This window comes from Brevundimonas balnearis (genome assembly GCF_042434805.1).
GTDB lineage: Bacteria > Pseudomonadota > Alphaproteobacteria > Caulobacterales > Caulobacteraceae > Brevundimonas > Brevundimonas balnearis.
This window is the reverse complement of the sequence record NZ_JBHLSW010000003.1, coordinates 266,097-284,581: the sequence shown is the minus strand read 5'-3', so window position 1 is coordinate 284,581 and position 18,485 is coordinate 266,097. Positions and strand designations below refer to the sequence as shown.

Genomic DNA, 18,485 nt, shown 5'->3' with positions numbered 1-18,485 from the left:
TGCGACTACGTCGCAGACTCGTTCTCAAGAGATGCCCATGACCCTCGCCAACGTGGCTGCCGACGCCGCCGCCGACCTCCGCGCCCGCTGGGCCCGGGCCCGTCACGACCAGCCGGGCCTGCGCGCCCGGGACGCCGCGCGCCAGCTCGGCGTGTCGGAGGCGGCCCTGGTCGCCAGCCGCGTGGGCGTGGATACGGTCCGTCTGGACGGCGACTTCGCCGACCTGGTCCGCGGCCTGCCGGTGGTGGGCGAGGTCATGGTGCTGACCCGCAACGAGTCCTGCGTCCACGAGAAGGTCGGCAGCTTCGACCATGTCGAGATCTTCCCGGGCGCCGGCATGGTGCTGAACCACGACATCGACCTGCGCCTGTTCATGCAGCACTGGCGCCACGCCTTCGCCGTCAACGACACCCTCGCCGACGGCGCCATGCGGCGCAGCCTGCAGATCTTCGACGGCGAGGGCGAGGCGGTGCACAAGGTGTTCGCCCGCGAGACCACCGACCTCGCCGCCTGGGACGCGCTGGTCGCGGCCTTCACCGCCGCCGACCAGACCGACGGCTTCACCCCAACCCCCTATCCCGACGCGCCCGTCGACCGGCCCGACGCGGACATCGATGTCGCCGGCCTGCGCGCCAACTGGGAGGCGCTGCAGGATACCCACGACTTCTTCGGCCTGCTCAAGGACTTCAACGTCGGCCGGCAGCAGGCCTTCCGCCTCGTCGGCGCGCCCTTCGCCCGGACGGTGTCGAACACGGCCATGCGCGCCCTGCTGGAGCGGGCCGCCGAACGCGCCCTGCCGATCATGGTGTTCGTCGGCAACCGCGGCTGCATACAGATCCACACCGGCCCGGTTCAGACCATCAAGGTCATGGGCCCGTGGCTGAACGTGCTCGACAAGGGCTTCAACCTGCACCTGCGCGAGGACGCCATCGCGACGAGCTGGATCGTGCGCAAACCGACCCGCGACGGGATCGTCACTTCGCTGGAGCTGTTCGACGCCGGGGGGCGGAACTTCGCCATGGTGTTCGGCGAGCGCAAGCCGAAACAGGCCGAGCTCGAGACCTGGCGCGCCCTGTGCGCCGAGCTGGAGAGCCTCGCGTGATCGGCCGCCGCGAACTCCTCCTGTCGGCCGGGGCGGGCCTGCTCGCCGCCGCCTGCAGCCCCCGGCCCGAGGCGGCGGCGGGAGAGCGGATCATCGCCGTCAGCGGCGACGTGACCGAGATCGTCTACGCCCTCGGCCTCGGGCCGCAGCTGATCGCGGTGGATGACACCAGCAGCTATCCGGCGGCCGTCGAGGCTCTGCCCCGCGTCGGCTACTTCCGCCAGCTGGCCGCCGAGGGGATTCTCTCGCTCGGCCCCACCACGCTGGTGGCCGGCGGCGACGCCGGCCCGGCCTCGGCCCTGACCCAGATCGAACAGGCGGGCGTGCGCGTGATCACCGTGCCGCCCGCGCGCTCGGCCGCCGACGTGGCCGCCAACCTGCGCCAGGTCGGCGAGGCGTTCGGCCGCCAGACCGAGGCGGGCGCCGCGGTCGCCACCCTGGAGCGCGACTGGGCCGCGGCGGAGGCGGAGATCGCCGCCCTCCCAGGCCGGCCGCGCGTGCTGTTCCTGCTCACAGTCGGCGCCGGCAGCCCCATGGCCGGCGGGCGCGGCACCGCCGCCGACGCCATCATCGGGCTCGCCGGCGGCGACAACGCCGGGGCCGACCACGAGGGCTACAAGGCGATCTCGACCGAGGCGCTGGTGGCCGGCGCGCCGGACGTGATCCTGATGATGTCCCACGCCCTCGACGCCGCCGGGGGGGCGGCGCGGGTGGCGGCCCTTCCGGCGATCGCCCTGACCCCGGCGGGCCGGGAGGGTCATGTCCTTCCGCTCGACCCGCTGCTGCATCTGGGCTTCGGCCCGCGCCTGCCGCAGGCCGCGCGCGAGCTGGCGCAGCTGATCCGGACCCCGGCGTGACCAGCGCCGCGCTCGAGACCGGCGCCCTCGTCGCCCGTCATCGCCGGCGCGCGCGCCGCGTCGTCGCGGGTCTGGCCGTCGCGGTTCTCGTGGTGCTCGTGCTGGCGCTCGGCCAGGGGGCGGTCGCCATCCCGCCGCTGGAGATCGGCGCCCTGCTGCTGCGGCGGCTGGGCCTGCCGGTGGCGGCCGACCCCCTGGCCCAGGCGGTGTTCGAGCAGGTGCGCGCGCCCCGCGTCATGCTGGCCTTCGCCGCCGGCGCCGCCCTCGCCGTCAGCGGCGCGGCGGCGCAGGGGGTGTTCCGCAACCCCCTGGCCGACCCGGGCCTGATCGGGGTCTCGTCCGGCGCGGCGCTGGCGGCCGTCGCCGTGATAGTCCTGGGCCCGGCCCTGTTCGGCGAGCTGTCGCCGGCGATCCGCGCCGCCGCCCTGCCGGTCGCCGCCTTCCTCGGCGGGCTCGCCGCCACCGCCGTCGTCTATGTCGCCGCTCGCAGCGAGGGACGGCTGGTGGTGTCGACCATGTTGCTGACCGGGGTGGCCACCGGTGCGCTCGCCGGCGCCGGCATCGGCTGGCTGACCTTCCTGTCCGACGAGCAGCAGCTGCGCATGCTGGCCTTCTGGACCCTCGGCAGCGCCGGCGCGGCCACCTGGCTGACGGCTCTTCCGACCCTCGCCCTGACCGGCCTGAGCGTCGCCGCCCTCGTCCGCCTCGGCCCGGCGCTCAACGCCATGGCCCTGGGCGAGACCGAGGCGCGGGCGCTGGGCGTCGACCCGACCCGCTTGACCCGAACCACCGCCGCCTTCGCCGCCCTTGCCGTCGCCGCCGCCACCGCCGCCTGCGGCGTCATCGGCTTCGTGGGCCTCGTGGCCCCGCATCTGGTGCGGCTTGTGCTGGGCCCGGACCACCGGGTGCTGCTGCCGGCCTCGGCCCTGCTGGGCGGTGGCCTGCTGGTCGCCGCCGACACCCTCGCCCGGGTGGCGGTGGCCCCGACCGAGCTGCCGCTCGGCGTCGTCACGGCCCTGATCGGCGGGCCCTTCTTCTTCTGGCTGTTGCTGCGCGACAAGCGCCGGAGCCTGACGTGAAAGGTCTGGCGTGAGCGGCGATCGCACCTTGTCGGCGCAGGATGTCGTGGTCGTTCGCGGGCGCGGCCGTCTGCTGCTCGATCGTGTCAGCCTGACCGCACGGCCGGGCGAGGTGCTGGCCATTCTCGGTCCCAACGGCGCCGGCAAATCGACCCTGCTGCACGTGCTGTCCGGGCTGATCACCCCGGACAGCGGTCAGGTGCGGCTGGACGGGACGCCGATAAGACACATGTCGCCGGAGACCCTGGCCCGACGTCGCGCTCTGATGCTGCAGAGTGTGCACATCGCGTTTCCCTTCCGCGTGCACGAGATCGTGGCGCTCGGCCGCGCCCCCCACGGCGGCGGCGACGGGATGCGCGACGGATGGATCATCGACCAAGCCTTGGCCCGCTTCGACATCGGCCATCTGGCCGAGCGTGACGTCACCACCCTGTCCGGCGGTGAGCGCCAGCGCGCCAACCTGGCCCGCGCCCTGGTCCAGGTCTGGGACGCCCCGACCGACGCCGCCTCGCGCTTCCTTCTGCTTGACGAGCCGACCGCCTCGCTCGACCCGGCGCACCAGCTGACGGCGCTGGAGGCGGCGCGCCGCTTCGCCGGCGAGGGCGGCGGGGTGGTGGCCGTCCTGCATGACCTGCGCCTGGCGCGGGCCTATGCCGACCGGGTGGCGCTGCTGCGCGGCGGCCGCATCGTGGGCGAGATTCTCGGGGCCGAGCTGGACGCCGGGCGGGCCGCCGACCTGTTCGACCTTCCCCCCGCGCGAGCGCCGCTGTTCGCCTGACGGTTCAGACCTTGAACACTCGCTACGACCGTTCGCTGACGGCGCGCTGCAGTGGCGGTGGGACAGTTTGAACGGGCGCGTCACCGGCAGCGCTTTACGAGCTCGGCATCTAGATCTTGTTTGAGACGCAGATTTTGACGCCGTCATCCCAGGTTCGAGTCCTGGTTCCCCGGCCACCGCCGCGCGGTCCGCCGTTCAGTTCGGGCGCTCGCCTTCGGAACTTGAGGGCATCGGCAGCCAGACGCGGACGCCGACGCCCTGTTCGGGGGCCGTCTCCACGTCCAGACGTCCTCGCAGGTGGTCCACGAGCCCGCGGACGAGCCCCAGTCCCTCGCCCTCATCCAGGCCTTCCGCTCCGAGCCCCGTATCGCGCACGACCAGGCTGACGCCGTCGCTCGCGCGGGTGAAGGCGATGGCGATCGCCCCGCTCCGGCCGTCCGCGAAGGCGTGGCGGGCCGCGTTGCCGACCAGTTCGTGCGCGATGATCGCCAGGCTCTGGGCCAGCGTTTCCGGCGCCAGGCCGGGCTGGGCGCGCACCTCGATCCGCAGATCGTCGCGACCCGCCGCGCGGCGCCAGAACTGCGCGAGGTCATGCAGATAGTCCACGACCTCGATCTCGCCGTCGGCGGTCAGGCGGCGGCTCATCAGGCCGAGCGCGGCGGTGAGGTCGCTGAGCCAGACGAGATGTCGCCGGCTTTCGGGGTCCGCCACCGTACGCAGCCGAATCCCGACCAGCGCCTGCAGGATCTGATATCCCCCCGCGAGCCGTCGCCGGACCAGGCCTGTCGCATGGTCCTCACGCCGTTCCATTCACGCCCCCACTGCTACAACGTCGCAGTTGGATAGCCCGATTGAACGAAGCCGCAAAGCACGCGTTGTATGTGTCCGCAGGCGTACAAAAGCACCAAGACGCCGTCGCGTTATGCTAGGGGAAGATGTGGAAGACGCCGGGCCGCTCAGGGCGCTAATCGTCGAAGATCAGGCGATGCTCGCCATGGAGCTGGAAATGCTTCTGGAAGAAGCGGGTTGCGACGTCGTGGGTTGCGCCATGGATCGCGTGTCCGCTTACGAACTGGCCGAGCGCGAGCGCCCGGACCTGGCCCTTGTCGATATCAACCTGCGGGACGGCTCGACCGGTCCGTTGATCGCGCACAAGCTCGTGGCGACCTACGGCTGCGCGGTGGTCTTCCTGACGGCCAATCCGGAACAGATCCCCGAGGGCTTCTCCGGCGCGCTCGGCGCGGTCTGCAAGCCGTTCGACGAGAAGACGATCAAGGACGTGGTGGCGTTCGCCGGCATCTTCATCCGCGAGCGGCGCGTCGCGCGCACGCCGGCGCGCTTCCGCCTGGCGCCCTGGCTGGGCGCGCCGCCGTCCGATCTCGCGCCTCAGTAGGACGGGGGCCGCCCGGCCGGGCGGGGCGGCCCCGCTCGCTCAGCCGTTCGCCCAGCCCCGCTCGAGGGCCCAGACGGCGAACGCGTAATCGTGGGCGATCTCTTTCAGGTAATCGAACCGGCCCGAGGCCCCGCCGTGGCCGGCCTCCATGTTGATCTTCAGCAGCACCGGATTGCCGGAGGTGGTGGCGGGGCGCAGCTTCGCCACCCACTTCTCGGGCTCCCAGTAGGTGACGCGGGGGTCCGACAGGCCGCCCGTCGCCAGGATCGGCGGGTAGGCCATCGCCGAGACCTGATCGTAGGGGCTGTAGCTCATCATGTAGTCGTAGGCCTCGGGGTCCTCGAGCGGATTGCCCCACTCGGGCCATTCGGGCGGCGTCAGCGGCAGCGAGGTGTCGCTCATGGTGTTGATGACGTCCACGAACGGCACCTGGGCGATCACGCCGCCCCACAGGTCGGGACGCATGTTCGTGACCGCCCCCATCAGCAGGCCGCCGGCCGAGCCGCCCTGAGCGACGATGCGGCCCGCGCGCGTGTAGCCGCGCTCGATCAGGTGCTCGGCGGCGGCGATGAAGTCGGTGAAGGTGTTCTTCTTGGTGAACTTCCGGGCCTGAAGGAACCAGTCCCAGCCCTTGTCGGAGCCGCCGCGGACGTGGGCGATGGCGAAGATGAAGCCGCGGTCCACCAGCGACAGCCGGCTGGTCGAGAAGCTGGCCGGCATCGGAATGCCGTAGGAGCCGTAGCCGTACAGCAGCACCGGCGCCGAGCCGTCGACCGGCGTGGTGCGCCGACGCAGCACCGTGACCGGCACCAGCTCGCCGTCCTCGGCCGGGGCGTTCAGCCGCTCCACCACATAGTCGGCCGGATCATGGCCCGACGGCACCTCCTGCACCTTGCGCAGCGTCCGTTCGCGGGTCGCGAGGTCGTAGTCGTAGGTGGAGGTCGGGGTGGACGGCGAGTTGTAGCCGTAGCGCATGACCGTGGTGTCGAACTCCGACGCGCCGGACAGCGACAGGCTGTAGGCGGGCTCGTCGACCGCGATCTCGTGTTCGGCGCCGGCGCGGTCGCGGATGACGATACGGGTGTTGGCGTCGGCGCGCTCCTGGCGGGCGATGAAATCCTTCACCAGGGCCAGCCCCTCGATGTAGCGGCCGGGCGTGTGCGGAACGAGGTCGGTCCAATTGGCCTTGCCGGGCGCGTCGGTCGGGGCGGCGACGATCTTGAAGTCCAGCGCGTCGTCGGCGTTGGTGTGGATGACCCAGCGGTCGCCCCAGTGGTCGGCGTCGTATTTACGGTCCACGACGCGCGGCTCCAGCACGACGGGCTCGGCCGTCGGGTCGTCGCCCGGGATGTAGCGCGCCTCGGAGGTGACCTGGTCGCCGATGCCGATGACGAGGAAGCGGTCGTCGGACGTGCGGCCCACGCCGATGAACATGCCCTCGTCCATCTCCTCATAGACAAGGGTGGTCTCGCCGCCGCGCGCGGGGCGACGGAAGATCTTGTCCGGGCGGCCGTTCTCGTTTCGGTTGGTCCAGAAGATCCACTGGCTGTCGGGCGAGAAGGTGAAGCCGCCGTAGGCCGCCTCGATCGGCTCGCCCAACATCTGGCCGGTCGTCAGATCCTTCACGTAGATGCGATAGAACTCCGAACCCTGGGCGTCCTCGGAGTAGCCGTAGAGGGCGTGGTCGGGGCTGGCGCTCGCCTGCCCCACCTCGGAGTAGGCCTTGCCCTCCGCCAGGGCGTTGGCGTCCAGCAGGACGACCTCGCCCGTTTCCTGCCCGCGCGGTCGGCGGCAATACAGCGGATGTTGGTCGCCGGTACGATAGCGGACGTAGTACTCCCACGGACCATCCGGAGCGGGGACGGAGCTGTCGTCCTCCTTGATGCGTCCGCGCATCTCCTGGAACATCGTCTCCTGCAGCGGCAGGGTCGAGGCCATCATCGCCTCGCGATAGGCGTTCTCCGCTTCAAGGTGATCCTTGACGTCGGCCTTGATCAGGGTCGGGTCGCGCAGAACCGCCTGCCAGTTGTCGTCCTTCATCCACTGATAGTCGTCGACGCGGACGCGCCCCAGCTGTTCGATGCGGACGGGGATCTTCTTGGCGACAGGCGGGACTGGCATCGAGGCTCCGGGCGATTGGGCGAGGGCGGGCGTGGCCGCGACGGCGGCGAGGGCGGTGGTGGTCTGGACGAACTGGCGGCGATTCATGGCGGCTCCCCCTTCAGGCGGCGGCACCTTGTGCGGGCGGCGGAAGGCCGTCAAATGACAAGCGCTACATGGCTGAGGGAGCCCCGTGCCGTTCGAGCCCTTCATTGTTCAGGATCCCCCCGCCGTCATCGCCCCGGCGCCGGCCGCGCCCGCGTGGGACCTGACGGTCGGGATGATCAACGCCACGGTGATGCTGGATCAGCCGTTGGGAGACGGCACCCGCACCGTCGGCGCCGGCTTCCTGATCGCCGATCAGGACGCCGACGGGCGCCCCCGCGTCCTGCTGGTGACCGCGCGACATGTGCTGGAGCGGATGCCGGGGGCGGAGATGCGCGTCGGCTGGAGAGCGCCCACGGCGACCGGCGGCTGGCGCTTCGATCCGGCGATGGTGGCCATCCGCGCCGAGGACGGCCCGCTGTGGACCGAACACCCGACCCAGGACGTGGCGGTCCTGGAGATCGTCGCGCCGCCAACTTTCGCGGCGGCGGCCATACCGGTCGGCTGGCTGGCCGACGACGCCACCTTCGACGCGCTCGGCGTCGGACCCGGCGATGAGCTCTACAGTCTGGGGTTTCCGCAGGGGCTGTCGGCGAACCGGGCGGGATTCCCGATCCTCAGAGTCGGCAAGGTGGCTTCCTGGCCGGTCGCGCCGGTGGACGCCTTCCCGACCTTCCTGCTGGATTTCGCCGTGTTCCCCGGCAACTCGGGCGGACCGGTGTTCTGGAGCCCCACGGCCCGGCGACGCCCGGACGCGCCGCCGCCCGAGCACCCCTTCATCGGCGGCGTGCTGACCCAGGAGGTCGAGGTCGGCGGGCAGGGGCTGGAGCTGGCGGTGGTCGCCCACGCCCGCTTCGTGCGCGAGACGATCGCGCTTCTGCCTTAAGCCGCCGCCCCCAGCGCCTGGGCCGTCATCCGCATCAGCAGCCCGCCCCCCTGGCCGACCGCCGCCAGACGGCTCGACGCGTGGCCCAGCACATTGGCGGCGTAGACTTCGTAGAGGTCGATCTTGCCCTGGAGCCAGGCCGGGTCGCCGTCGCCGGCCTTCAGCCTGTCGGCGGCCGCCAGGGCTCCCTTGGCCAACATCCAGCCCCCGATGACGTCGCCCATGAGCTTCAGATAGGCGTCGGCCGCCGCAAGCACGTCGTCGGCCCGTGCCGGATCCTGTTTTCGATCCAACAGCCACAAGGTGGCGTCGCGCACGGCCTCGATGGCGTTGGCGAAGCGCTCGACCGGCTTGCCCTGGTAGAGATGATGCAGGTCGGCGAGCGTCGCCGTCATGTCGGCGATGATGGCCTTGGCGGAGTCGCCGCCGTCCTGGCTGAGCTTGCGCCCCACGAGGTCCATGGCCTGGATGCCGTTCGTGCCCTCATAGATCGGGGCGATGCGGGCGTCGCGATAATGCTGGGCCGCGCCGGTCTCCTCGATGAAGCCCATGCCCCCGTGGACCTGGACCCCCATGGAGGCGACCTCCACGCCCATGTCGGTCGACCAGGCCTTGGCGATGGGGGTGAGGAGGTCCTCGCGGCCCTTCCAGAAGCGGCGGTCGTCCGCGTCGCCGGCGTGCTTGGCCAGATCGGCGGCGACGCCGGTGGACAGGCAGATGCCCCGGCCGGCTTCGATCCTGGCCTTCATCACCGACAGCATCCGGCGCACGTCCGGGTGGTCGAAGATCGGCGCGCCGGGCTCTCCGGTCCAGGGCGAGCGGCCCTGACGGCGATCCAGCGCATAGGCCAGCGCCTGCTGGAAGGCGCGCTCGGCGATGGCCACGCCCTCGACGCCCACCGCGACCCGTGCGGCGTTCATCATGGTGAACATGTGCGCGAGGCCCTCGTTCGGCCGACCGACCAGCTCGGCCGTCGCGCCCTCATAGGCCATGACGCAGGTGGGGGAGGCGTGGATGCCGAGCTTATGCTCCACCCCGACCGGCCGGAAGGCGTTGCGCGCCCCCAGGCTCCCGTCCGAATTCACCAGCACCTTCGGGGCCAGGAACAGGCTGATCCCCTTGGGCCCGGGCGGCGCGTCGGGCAGGCGGGCCAGCACCATGTGCACGATGTTGTCCGTGGCGTCGTGGTCGCCCCAGGTGATGTAGATCTTCTGGCCCGTCAGGCTGTAGGACCCGTCGCCGTTCGGGACCGCCTGGCTCGTCAGGGCCCCGAGGTCAGAGCCGGCCTGCGGTTCGGTCAGGCACATGGCCCCGGTCCATTCGCCGGACACCAGCTTCGTCAGATAGGTCTCCTTCTGCCGGTCCGTGCCGTGCGCCTCCAGCGCCTCGATGGCCGCCAGGCTGAGCATCGGGCACAGGCCGAACGCCATGTTGGCGGAATGCACCGGTTCGAACGCGGCCAGTTCGAGCGCCTTCGGCAGGCCCTGGCCCCCGTGGGCCGGCGACGCGGCGAGGCCGGTCCAGCCGCCGGCGGCGAACTCGCGATAGGCGTCCGCGAAGCCAGGGGCGGCCGTCACGGCGCCGTTGGCGTAGGTCGCGCCCTTCTGGTCACCGATGCGGTTCAGCGGTGCCAGCAGCGTCTCGGCCACCTGACCGGCCGCTTCCAGCACGGCGCCCATCACGTCGCGATCGTAGTCGGGAAAGGCGCCGGTCGCGGCCACGCGGTCGACGCCCGCCACCGCCTCCAGACTGAAGGCGAGATCGCGGACCGGGGCGCGGTAGGTCATACGAAGAGCTCCCTGAGGCTTGTGATGGACCGGGTCCGTTGTCTTTGACATCTCAGTGCCGCGACCGGCCCCGGCGCGCAAGCGGTTGGCGAGCGGCTCGGAGTGGGTCAAGCTGACGCGTCGAGAGGAGACGTCATGGCCGAACCCGCGGACCGCTACTCCACCGTGTCGCTGTTCCTGCACTGGGGCATCGCCATTCTGGTGCTGCTGCAGATCCTGCTCATCATGGCGGCGGACGCCAATGAGAGCGCGGCGCGAGAGCTGATCGGCGTGCACAAGGCCAACGGTCTAAGCATCCTGGTCCTGACGCTGATCCGGCTGGGCTGGCGCCTTCGCCATCCCGCCATTCCGCTGCCGCCGTCCACGCCTGGGTGGCAGAAGCGGGTCGCCCGGCTCACCCACCTGCTGTTCTACGTCGTGCTGATCGCCCTGCCGCTGGGCGGATGGGCGGCGTCCTCGGCGGCGCAGCGCCCGATCGACTGGTTCGGGTTGTTCGACTGGCCTCTGTTGCCGATCGGCCCGGACCGGGACCTGGCGGGCGCCTTCATGGACATGCACAGGAACGGGGTGAAGCTGCTATACGTCCTGATCGCGCTGCATGTCGGCGGCGCCCTGAAGCACCAGTTCCTGGATAAGGACAACGTGCTGCGGCGCATGATCCCGGTCCTGCCGAAACGTTGATGCGAGGGCTGGCGGCGCTTCTCGTCTGCTTCCTCGCCTTCGCGCCCGCGCGGGCCGACGTCGCCCTCTGGCGGGCCGATCCGGCGACGTCCGCCATCGAGCTATCGGTTCAGGCCCTGGGCTCGACCCAGCGCGGCCGGTTCGAGACCTTCGAAGCCTTCATCCGGATGGATCCCCATCAGCCCCAGTCGGCGGAGGTGGAGGTGGAGGTCGCAGCGGCCAGCCTCGCGATGAGCAACGGCGCGCTTACGTCTCGCGCTGTCGGCCCGCGGTTCCTGGACGCCCGGCGGCACCCGACCCTGCGCTTCCGGCTCCTGTCGCTCTCGCCCGCCGGACCGGGCAGGTACACGGCCGCCGCCGAGGTGACGGCCAAGGGCCGGCGGACCCGGGTCGTCTTCCCCTGCGCCTTGCGTTTCGAGGAGGGGAGGGCGCAGATGAGCGGCGGCTTCGACCTGGACCGGGCGGAGCTCGGCATAGGAACGGACGGACCTTGGAACCGCCTCATCTCCAGACGGGTGCGCATCGACGTGAACCTGACGGCGCGCCGCGTCGGTTAGCACGTGATGTCGATGCGGCCGCCGCGGCGCTTCGCGCGGGCGAACTGGTGCTGCTGCCGACCGAGACGGTCTACGGGCTCGCCGCCGACGCCCGGAACCCGGTCGCGGTGGCCCGCATCTTCGAGGCCAAGGGACGGCCGCGCTTCAATCCGCTGATTTCGCACGTTTCGGACGCGGCGGCCGCCGAGGCGATCGCCCGCTTCGACGCCGCCGCCCGCGCGCTCGCCGAGACCTTCTGGCCGGGGCCGCTCACCCTGGTCCTGCCGGCCCGCGACGGCGCGGTCTGCGACCTGGCCCGGGCGGGGCTCGACACGGTCGCCGTGCGCGTCCCCGGCCACGCCCTCGCGCGCGAGCTGCTGTCGGCCTTCGGCGGCCCGGTTGTCGCGCCGTCGGCCAATCGGTCGGGCCGACCCAGCCCGACCACCTTCCAGGACGCCGTGGCCGAGACCGGCTCAGCCGCGTCGGCGGGGCTCGACGGCGGGCCCTGCGCGGTGGGCGTGGAAAGCACGGTCGCGTCCGTGCTGGACGGCAGGGTCGCCCTTCTGAGGCCGGGCGCGGTCACCCGTGAGGATCTCACCGCGGTCGTGGGTCGGCTTGTGGAAGCCGGCGAAGGCCATCGCTCGCCGGGGCGGCTGACCCTCCACTATGCGCCGGACGCGCCGGTTCGGATCAACGCGGCGGAGGCGAGGGACGGCGAGATTCTGCTCGGCTTCGGTCCCGGGACCGGCGATCCCCGCTGGAGCCTCAGTCCGACTGGCGACCTTGCCGAGGCCGCGGCGCGGTTGTTCCGGCTGCTTCGCGACGCGGACCGGGAAACGCCGACAGGCATCGCCGTCGCCCCCGTGCCTGCGACGGGCCTGGGTGAGGCGATCAACGACCGTTTGTCGCGGGCCGCCGGCCGGGTCGGGTGAAACCGGACGAGCCGGCGCGTCGTATAGGGGAGCATGACCATGTTCGATCGCCGCCGCCTGATCCTGGGATCCGCCGCCCTGACGCTGGGAGCCTGCGGGCCCCAGGTGGCCGGCGCTGACGAAGCGCGTTTCGCGGATTCGCCGTTCCGCCGCATTCCGGACGCGGAGTGGCGACGGCGTCTGGGCGATCCGGCCTGGCGGGTGCTGCGGCACGAGGCGACCGAGCGACCCTACACCTCGCCCTTGAACGAAGAGGGCCGGCGCGGGACCTTCCTCTGCAAGGGCTGCGAGCTGCCGCTGTTCCGCTCCGACTGGAAGTACGACAGCGGCACCGGCTGGCCCAGTTTCTGGCAGGTGATGTCGAACAACATAGGCACGAAGACCGACTACCTGATCGGTATTCCGCGTACGGAGTATCATTGCGCCCGCTGCCTGGGCCACCACGGTCACGTGTTCCAGGACGGGCCGCGTCCGACGGGTCTGCGCTACTGCAACAACGGCGTGGCGCTGATCTTCCGACCGGCCTGAGCCCCGGAACTAGCCGTCGCGCCGGGCGGCCTTGAAGGCGCTCTCCATCGTCAGGCCGAACCAGATGGCGGCGACGATCACCAGAAGACCCAGGTCCCGATCCGGGAACAGCACCGGTATGATCGAGCCGAAAAGAAGCAGCATCGGAAACAGACTGGCCCAGACCGCCGTGCCGGGCGCGTCCGGATGGATCATCGGCGGCCGGTTCAGCTTCATCCGCCGCGACCAGAGGCCGTTCAGGACGACGTAACCGAGCGAGCAGACGACCGCCAGGATCGGATACCTCAGCACCGTCCCCTCCGGGCCGTTCGCTACGGCGCTGAGGACCAGAACGATCAGGGCGAAACCGGTGGACAGCGCCAGCAGCTGGTTCGGTTCGAGACGGCTCAAGACTTCACTTTCACATAGCTCCCGGGAGCCGGTTCTATCGCGGGCAATGGGCCCTTTTTGGGGTCGCGGGCCGCGACCTTCGGTCCCGATCGCTCGCGGAGCCAGCCGGCCCAGTGGTCCCACCAGCTGCCCGGATGCTCCTCTGCCCCGGCGCGCCAGTCCTCCAGCGTCTCGGGCAGCGACGGGTTGATCCAGTGCTGGTACTTGCGCGCCGAGGGCGGATTGATCACGCCGGCGATGTGCCCCGATCCGGCGAGCGTCAACGTCACCTGGGCGTTCCGGAAGGCGCGCGCGGAACGGTAGACCGAGCGCATCGGCGCGATGTGATCCTCGCGGCTGGCCTGGAAGTATAGCGGGATGGTCACCCTGGACAGGTCGATCCGCTCCCCGCCGAGTTCGAACAGGCCCTGGGTCAGGGCGTTCCGCCCGTACATGGAGCGCAGATAGTCCATGTGCAGGCGCTTGGGCATGCGGGTCTGGTCGGCGTTCCAGAACAACAGGTCGAAGGCCGGCGGCGCCTTGCCCATCAGGTAGTTCGACACGAAGAACGACCAGATCAGGTCGTTGGCCCGCAGCGCGTTGAAGGTGTCCGCCATGGCCGCGCCCGGGAGGACGCCGCCGGCGGCGTCCATCTGCTTCTCGATCTCGGCGAGCCAGTGTTCGTCCGTGAACAGCAGCAGGTCGCCCGCCTCCGCGAAGTCGTGCTGGGCCGCGAAGAAGGTCGCCGCCCCGATCCGCGCGTCGTCGCGGGCGGCCATGTGCGCCAGGGCCGCGCCCAGAAGCGTGCCGCCGATGCAGTAGCCGACCGTGTTGACCCGATCCGAGCCGGATTGCTCCAGCGTCTTCTCGACGGCGCGATAGATGCCTTTGTGCAGATAGTCGTCGAAGCCGAACTCGGCCTTGTCGATGTCCGGGTTCACCCACGAACAGACGAAGACCGTGAACCCCTGGGCCGAAAGCCAGCGGATCATCGAGTTCTCGGGCTGCAGGTCCAGGATGTAGAACTTGTTGATCCACGGCGGGAAGATCAGCAGCGGGACGGCGTGCTGCTGGTCGGTGGCGGCGTCGTACTGGATCAGCTCGAACAGCTCGTCGCGCCAGACCACCTGACCCGGAGCGGTGGCGACGTTCTCACCCACCTTGAAGCGGGCGTAGTCGGCCTGGCTGATCTTCAGCTTGCCGCCGCCGCGCTCGATGTCGGCGGCGAAGTTCTCCATGCCCTTGACCAGGCTCTCCCCGCTCGACTCCATCAACGCCTTCAGGGCGACGGGATTGGAGGCCAGGAAGTTCGACGGCGAGAAGGCGTCGGTCAGGAGCTTCATGAAGAACTCGGCGCGCCGCCGGGTCAGGGGGTCGACGTCATCGGCCTGGGCCACCAGCCCGTTCATCCACTCGGCCGTGATCAAATAGGACTGACGCATGGCGTCGAAGACCGGATTGTCGCTCCAGGCGGCGTCCTTGAACCGCTTGTCCGAGGACGGTTTGGGCTGTTCCTCGCCGGCGGCGCGTCGCGTCGTCGAGGCCCACAGGTCCATGTAGCGGTTGAACAGGTCGGCCTGGGCCCTGAAGACCCGGTCCGGACGCGCCGCGAGACTGGACATCACGGCGGTCATCGCCGGGGCGACGTTGAAAGGATCGGGCGACATGGCGGCCGGCCGATCGGCTTGGGACAGGGCGGCTTCCGCGATGGCCGCCTGCGCCGTCATCGCCGCCCTGGCCAGGTTCAGGGACAGGGTCTCCAGCATCTGACGCTGCTCGGGCGACAGCATGTCGGCGGGGTTGGCCCAGCCCTCGGCCTGCGGTTGCGGCGACGCGGCCTGCCTCTGCGGGGCGGACGCCTCGATGGGAGGGGCGGACTCCGGCGCGGGCCTGGGCTTCGGTTTGGACCTGGGGCGAGGGGGCGGCTTGGTCCCGTCCCTCGCCGTGGCCTTGGCCGCGGTCCGGGGGGTCGTCGCGCGGGTCTTGGGCGCCTTGGCCATCGCGTCCTCCGTCGAAGGCGGTCGCACCCGCCCTTTCTGCCGTCACGATCATGGCATATGAGGGCGGCTGAGATGAACGCCCGCACGGTCAAATTCGGCATCGGACTGCTCGCCGCGGCGACGCTCGGCGCCTGCGCGTCCGCTGTCGCGCCGTCGTCCGAGGGGTCGGCGCCGCCCCAGCTCTCCGCTCGCGTCCAGGCGCTGGTGGACGCGAACCGAAGCTATCCCCGCTGGGCGGACTTTCCGCCGGCGCCCACCGGTCTGCCGAGCGATGTTGAGATCGCCGCCGCCGTCGCCTCGCAGCGGGCCGAGCAGGCCGCGCTGACCCGCGATGTCGCCGCCATCGACTGGTCGCTTGAGGACCCGGAGGCCTTCGCCGCCGCCACGCGCGAGCGGGTGGATCAGACCCGGGTCGCGCCGATCACCCAGCAGACGCGCGAGACCCTGGACGCCTGGGCCGAGGCTCTGCGGGAGCGTGGGCGAGCCCCGCCGCCGATCCGGCGTCGCCAATAGGCTTTGACGAATCATCGCTGACCGGGCGCAAAGACCCGACGGCATTTCTCAGGAGACGCGCATGGCCGATCAGGCCTTTTTCGCCGCCCTCGCCGCGGACGCCGCCGGGGTCACCGAGCTCGCGGCCATCGCCGCCTATCCCCAGATCGGCCGAGGCGACGAGAAGGCCGCCGATCAGGTCGCGGTGGACGCCATGCGCACCGCGCTGAACGCGCTTCCCATCGACGGCAAGATCGTCATCGGCGAGGGTGAGCGCGACGAGGCGCCGATGCTCTACATCGGCGAGAAGGTGGGGACCGGCGCCGGGCCCGCCATCGACATCGCGCTGGACCCGCTGGAGGGCACCACCCTGACGGCCAAGGCGATGGCCAACGCCCTGGCGGTTCTGGCCATGTCGCCCGGGGGCGGGCTGCTGCACGCCCCCGACACCTATATGGACAAGATCGCGGTCGGACCGGGCTACGACGCGGGCGTCGTCGATCTGGACGCCGCGCCGCAGGACAACATCGCAGCGCTGGCCAGGGCCAAGGGCGTGTCGCCCGAGCGGATCACGGCGTGCGTCATGGATCGCCCGCGCCACGCCGAGCTGATCGCCGCGTTGCGCCAGGTCGGCTGCCGCATCGTGCTGATCACCGACGGCGACGTCGCGGGGGTGATCCACACCGCCGAGCCGGAGACCGGCATCGACATCTATCTGGGGCAGGGCGGCGCGCCCGAGGGCGTCCTGGCCTGCGCCGCGTTGAAGTGCGTCGGCGGGCAGTTCCAGGGCCGGCTGGTGTTCCGCAACGACGACGAGCGGGCGCGGGCGGAGCGCACGGGCGTCACCGACTTCGACCGCAAGTACGACCTGCACGAACTGGTGTCCAAGGACGCGGTGTTCGCCGCGACCGGCGTCACCAAGGGCGCGATGCTGGACGGGGTCACGATGGAGCGCGGCTTCGTCAGCACCCATACGCTAGTGATGGATTCCGCCAGCCGCACGGTGCGACGCATCCGCATGACGCGTCCGATCTGACCCATGGCGGACGGGGCGGGCAGGCTGGGGACGCCGGGGGCCTTCCTGGGCGTCGAGCGATCGCTCAGCGGGCGCGCCTGGCGCCAGCGGTCCGCCCCCCTGGAGGACGTCCGTCGGCTGATGCAGGCGCACGGCCTGACCGAGCCCCTGGCGCGGGCGCTGGTCGCGCGGGGCATCGACGCGGACACGGCCGACGGCTTCCTGAACCCGACGCTCAGGGGCTCGTTCCCCGACCCTTCCAGTTTCGCGGACATGGACGCGGCGGCCGGCGCCATCCTCGACGCGTACGAGGCCGGGCAGAGCCTGCATGTCTTCGCGGACTATGACGTCGACGGTGCGTCCAGCGCGGCCTTGCTGGTGCGCTGGTTCCGGGCGCTGGGTCGTGATCTGCCGATCTACGTCCCCGACCGCCTGACGGAGGGTTATGGTCCCAGCTCCCTGGCGTTCGACCGGCTGAAGGCGTTGGGCGCGGACCTGGTCATCACAGTGGACTGCGGGGCGGCGGCGACGGCGGCGGTCCGCCACGCGGGCGCGATCGGATTGAAGGTGGTGGTGATCGATCACCACCTGATGCGGGACCAGCCGCCGGCCTGCGCCGCCGTCGTCAATCCCAACCGGCCGGACTGCAAGTCGGGGCAGGGGAACCTCGCAGCCGCCGGGGTCGTCTTCGTCCTACTGGCGGCCCTCAATCGCGAAGCCCGCCGCAGAGGCCTGTTCAAGGACCTGGGCGAACCGGACATCCGGCAATGGCTCTACCTCGCCGCGCTCGGCGCCGTGTGCGACGTGACGGCGCTGACCGGCTTCAACCGCACCCTGACCCGTCTCGGACTCGGGGTGATGTCGGCCTGGGAGAATCCCGGGCTGCGGGCCCTCATGGCGGCGGCTGGGGCCGAGCTCAAGCCGGCGACGGTGAACCACCTCGGCTTCATCCTGGGGCCGCGAATCAACGCCGCCGGGCGCATCGGCAGGGCCGACCTCGGCGCGCGGCTGCTCGCCACCGACGATGTCGATGAGGCGCGCGCCGTCGCCGAACAGCTCCACGCGCTCAACGCCGAGCGACGGGAAGTCGAGCGAGAGGTCGTCGAGGCCGCCGTAGAGCTTGTCGAGGCCGACGCCTCGATCATGGACGCGCCGGTGGTGGTCGTCGCGGGCGACGGCTGGCACCCGGGCGTGGTCGGAGTCGTGGCCGGACGTCTGCGGGAACGGTGGCGCAAGCCTGTGATCGTGGCGGGCGTCGATCCGATCAGCGGCGTCGCCAAGGGATCCGGCCGTTCCCAGCCGGGCGTGAACCTCGGTCGCGCGGTCCAGGCGGCCTGGGAGGAGGGCCTTCTGCTCGCCGGCGGCGGCCACGCCATGGCCTGCGGGCTGACGGCCGAAGCCGCACGGCTGGAAGAGGTGCGGCGTTTCCTGAGCGAACGCCTGGGCGGCGAACAGGCGGCGGCGCAGCAGGCCGACCAGCTGGAGATCGACGCCCTGATCGACCCCCGCGCGGCGACCCGCGACCTGGTGGACAGCTTCGCCGCGCTGGAGCCCTTCGGACCCGGCAATCCGGAGCCCCTGTTCGCCCTGAGCGGCGTGTCGGTCCGCGAACCCGTCGTCATGAACGGCGGGCACGTCCGCTGCCGTCTGGTCGGCGCGGACGGCGCCCCGGTCCGCGCGATCGCCTGGCGTGTCGCCGATCTGCCGTGCGGCGAAGCTCTACTCGCGGGCGCTCAGGGTCTCAGCGTCGCGGGACGGCTGAAGCCCGACGACTGGAACGGCCGACGCGGCGTCCAGCTGGAGATCGAGGACGTTCACGACCCGCGCCGCATCTGATTTTTTGAC

General features: G+C 71.1%; 18 protein-coding genes. 13 read left to right on the top strand and 5 right to left on the bottom strand.

The features are described from left to right. Window positions 1–37 precede the first annotated feature (37 nt). Genes ACFFGE_RS02460 through ACFFGE_RS02445 form a run of 4 tightly spaced genes read left to right on the top strand, consistent with a single transcriptional unit; the run spans window position 38 to window position 3,816 of the window. Window positions 38–1,102 carry a hemin-degrading factor gene (locus ACFFGE_RS02460; protein WP_376833963.1) on the top strand — a complete coding sequence of 355 codons (1,065 nt, stop codon included), beginning with the start codon at window positions 38–40 and terminating at the stop codon, window positions 1,100–1,102. Then, window positions 1,099–1,959, top strand: a complete 861-nt coding sequence (locus ACFFGE_RS02455) for a heme/hemin ABC transporter substrate-binding protein (protein ID WP_376833961.1) — start codon at window positions 1,099–1,101, stop codon at window positions 1,957–1,959. The genes ACFFGE_RS02460 and ACFFGE_RS02455 overlap by 4 nt, the downstream gene beginning before the upstream one ends. Further along, complete coding sequence (locus ACFFGE_RS02450; protein WP_376833959.1) at window positions 1,956–3,038, top strand: FecCD family ABC transporter permease; 1,083 nt, start codon at window positions 1,956–1,958, stop codon at window positions 3,036–3,038. The genes ACFFGE_RS02455 and ACFFGE_RS02450 overlap by 4 nt, the downstream gene beginning before the upstream one ends. A 10-nt stretch (window positions 3,039–3,048) precedes the next feature. Then, on the top strand, window positions 3,049–3,816 hold the full coding sequence (locus ACFFGE_RS02445; RefSeq protein WP_376833957.1) for a heme ABC transporter ATP-binding protein: 768 nt from the start codon (window positions 3,049–3,051) through the stop codon (window positions 3,814–3,816). 195 nt (window positions 3,817–4,011) lie between these two features. Here ACFFGE_RS02445 and ACFFGE_RS02440 read toward each other — a convergent pair whose 3' ends face one another. Beyond that, a complete protein-coding gene (locus tag ACFFGE_RS02440; protein ID WP_376833955.1) occupies window positions 4,012–4,626 on the bottom strand; it encodes an ATP-binding protein in 615 nt (204 codons plus the stop codon). A gap of 112 nt (window positions 4,627–4,738) precedes the next feature. Between ACFFGE_RS02440 and ACFFGE_RS02435 the strand changes: the two genes are divergently transcribed. Beyond that, on the top strand, window positions 4,739–5,209 hold the full coding sequence (locus ACFFGE_RS02435; RefSeq protein ID WP_376833953.1) for a response regulator: 471 nt from the start codon (window positions 4,739–4,741) through the stop codon (window positions 5,207–5,209). 39 nt (window positions 5,210–5,248) lie between these two features. On the opposite strand, the gene ACFFGE_RS02430 is transcribed toward ACFFGE_RS02435, so the two are convergent. Then, a complete protein-coding gene (locus ACFFGE_RS02430; protein ID WP_376833951.1) occupies window positions 5,249–7,417 on the bottom strand; it encodes a S9 family peptidase in 2,169 nt (722 codons plus the stop codon). Window positions 7,418–7,502: 85 nt separating this feature from the next. On the opposite strand from ACFFGE_RS02430, the gene ACFFGE_RS02425 reads away from it, so the two are divergent. After that, the gene (locus ACFFGE_RS02425; protein WP_376833949.1) at window positions 7,503–8,300 is read left to right on the top strand and encodes a S1 family peptidase; all 798 of its coding nucleotides are present in this window, start codon (window positions 7,503–7,505) and stop codon (window positions 8,298–8,300) included. Here the strand turns inward: ACFFGE_RS02425 and ACFFGE_RS02420 are convergent. Beyond that, window positions 8,297–10,087 (bottom strand): acyl-CoA dehydrogenase, encoded by a 1,791-nt coding sequence (locus tag ACFFGE_RS02420; protein ID WP_376833947.1) that lies wholly within the window; start codon window positions 10,085–10,087, stop codon window positions 8,297–8,299. The genes ACFFGE_RS02425 and ACFFGE_RS02420 overlap by 4 nt on opposite strands. Before the next feature lie 135 nt (window positions 10,088–10,222). Here ACFFGE_RS02420 and ACFFGE_RS02415 point away from each other — a divergent pair, with 135 nt between their 5' ends. Genes ACFFGE_RS02415 through msrB form a run of 4 tightly spaced genes read left to right on the top strand, consistent with a single transcriptional unit; the run spans window position 10,223 to window position 12,764 of the window. Continuing rightward, complete coding sequence (locus ACFFGE_RS02415; protein ID WP_376833945.1) at window positions 10,223–10,768, top strand: cytochrome b; 546 nt, start codon at window positions 10,223–10,225, stop codon at window positions 10,766–10,768. After that, window positions 10,768–11,325 carry a YceI family protein gene (locus ACFFGE_RS02410; protein WP_376833943.1) on the top strand — a complete coding sequence of 186 codons (558 nt, stop codon included), beginning with the start codon at window positions 10,768–10,770 and terminating at the stop codon, window positions 11,323–11,325. The genes ACFFGE_RS02415 and ACFFGE_RS02410 overlap by 1 nt, the downstream gene beginning before the upstream one ends. Beyond that, window positions 11,259–12,236, top strand: coding sequence for an L-threonylcarbamoyladenylate synthase (locus tag ACFFGE_RS02405; protein WP_376833941.1), 978 nt, complete (start codon window positions 11,259–11,261; stop codon window positions 12,234–12,236). Before ACFFGE_RS02410 ends, ACFFGE_RS02405 begins: the two co-directional genes overlap by 67 nt. 39 nt (window positions 12,237–12,275) lie before the next feature. Next, window positions 12,276–12,764 (top strand): peptide-methionine (R)-S-oxide reductase MsrB, encoded by a 489-nt coding sequence (gene msrB / locus ACFFGE_RS02400; protein WP_376833939.1) that lies wholly within the window; start codon window positions 12,276–12,278, stop codon window positions 12,762–12,764. A 9-nt stretch (window positions 12,765–12,773) separates the two neighbouring features. On the opposite strand, the gene ACFFGE_RS02395 is transcribed toward msrB, so the two are convergent. Then, window positions 12,774–13,154 carry a hypothetical protein gene (locus ACFFGE_RS02395; RefSeq protein ID WP_376833937.1) on the bottom strand — a complete coding sequence of 127 codons (381 nt, stop codon included), beginning with the start codon at window positions 13,152–13,154 and terminating at the stop codon, window positions 12,774–12,776. Then, window positions 13,151–15,133, bottom strand: coding sequence for a class I poly(R)-hydroxyalkanoic acid synthase (gene phaC, locus ACFFGE_RS02390; RefSeq protein ID WP_376833935.1), 1,983 nt, complete (start codon window positions 15,131–15,133; stop codon window positions 13,151–13,153). Before phaC ends, ACFFGE_RS02395 begins: the two co-directional genes overlap by 4 nt. Window positions 15,134–15,205: 72 nt before the next feature. On the opposite strand from phaC, the gene ACFFGE_RS02385 reads away from it, so the two are divergent. The 3 genes from ACFFGE_RS02385 to recJ all read left to right on the top strand — a co-directional run bounded on the left by ACFFGE_RS02385 (window position 15,206) and on the right by recJ (window position 18,476). Then, window positions 15,206–15,646 carry a hypothetical protein gene (locus ACFFGE_RS02385; RefSeq protein WP_376833933.1) on the top strand — a complete coding sequence of 147 codons (441 nt, stop codon included), beginning with the start codon at window positions 15,206–15,208 and terminating at the stop codon, window positions 15,644–15,646. Between the two features lie 61 nt (window positions 15,647–15,707). Next, window positions 15,708–16,661, top strand: a complete 954-nt coding sequence (glpX, locus tag ACFFGE_RS02380) for a class II fructose-bisphosphatase (RefSeq protein ID WP_376833931.1) — start codon at window positions 15,708–15,710, stop codon at window positions 16,659–16,661. A gap of 3 nt (window positions 16,662–16,664) precedes the next feature. Beyond that, on the top strand, window positions 16,665–18,476 hold the full coding sequence (recJ, locus tag ACFFGE_RS02375; RefSeq protein ID WP_376833929.1) for a single-stranded-DNA-specific exonuclease RecJ: 1,812 nt from the start codon (window positions 16,665–16,667) through the stop codon (window positions 18,474–18,476). Window positions 18,477–18,485: the final 9 nt, after the last annotated feature.

Bases quoted from the DNA above. Each gene is read 5' to 3' on its own strand.
- ACFFGE_RS02460 (WP_376833963.1), top strand. From the start codon at position 38: ATGACCCTCGCCAACGTGGCTGCCGACGCCGCCGCCGACCTCCGCGCC.
- ACFFGE_RS02440 (WP_376833955.1), bottom strand. From the start codon at position 4,626: ATGGAACGGCGTGAGGACCATGCGACAGGCCTGGTCCGGCGACGGCTC.
- ACFFGE_RS02435 (WP_376833953.1), top strand. From the start codon at position 4,739: ATGCTAGGGGAAGATGTGGAAGACGCCGGGCCGCTCAGGGCGCTAATC.
- ACFFGE_RS02430 (WP_376833951.1), bottom strand. From the start codon at position 7,417: ATGAATCGCCGCCAGTTCGTCCAGACCACCACCGCCCTCGCCGCCGTC.
- ACFFGE_RS02420 (WP_376833947.1), bottom strand. From the start codon at position 10,087: ATGACCTACCGCGCCCCGGTCCGCGATCTCGCCTTCAGTCTGGAGGCG.
- ACFFGE_RS02415 (WP_376833945.1), top strand. From the start codon at position 10,223: ATGGCCGAACCCGCGGACCGCTACTCCACCGTGTCGCTGTTCCTGCAC.
- ACFFGE_RS02410 (WP_376833943.1), top strand. From the start codon at position 10,768: ATGCGAGGGCTGGCGGCGCTTCTCGTCTGCTTCCTCGCCTTCGCGCCC.
- msrB (WP_376833939.1), top strand. From the start codon at position 12,276: ATGTTCGATCGCCGCCGCCTGATCCTGGGATCCGCCGCCCTGACGCTG.
- phaC (WP_376833935.1), bottom strand. From the start codon at position 15,133: ATGGCCAAGGCGCCCAAGACCCGCGCGACGACCCCCCGGACCGCGGCC.
- ACFFGE_RS02385 (WP_376833933.1), top strand. From the start codon at position 15,206: ATGAACGCCCGCACGGTCAAATTCGGCATCGGACTGCTCGCCGCGGCG.
- glpX (WP_376833931.1), top strand. From the start codon at position 15,708: ATGGCCGATCAGGCCTTTTTCGCCGCCCTCGCCGCGGACGCCGCCGGG.
- recJ (WP_376833929.1), top strand. From the start codon at position 16,665: ATGGCGGACGGGGCGGGCAGGCTGGGGACGCCGGGGGCCTTCCTGGGC.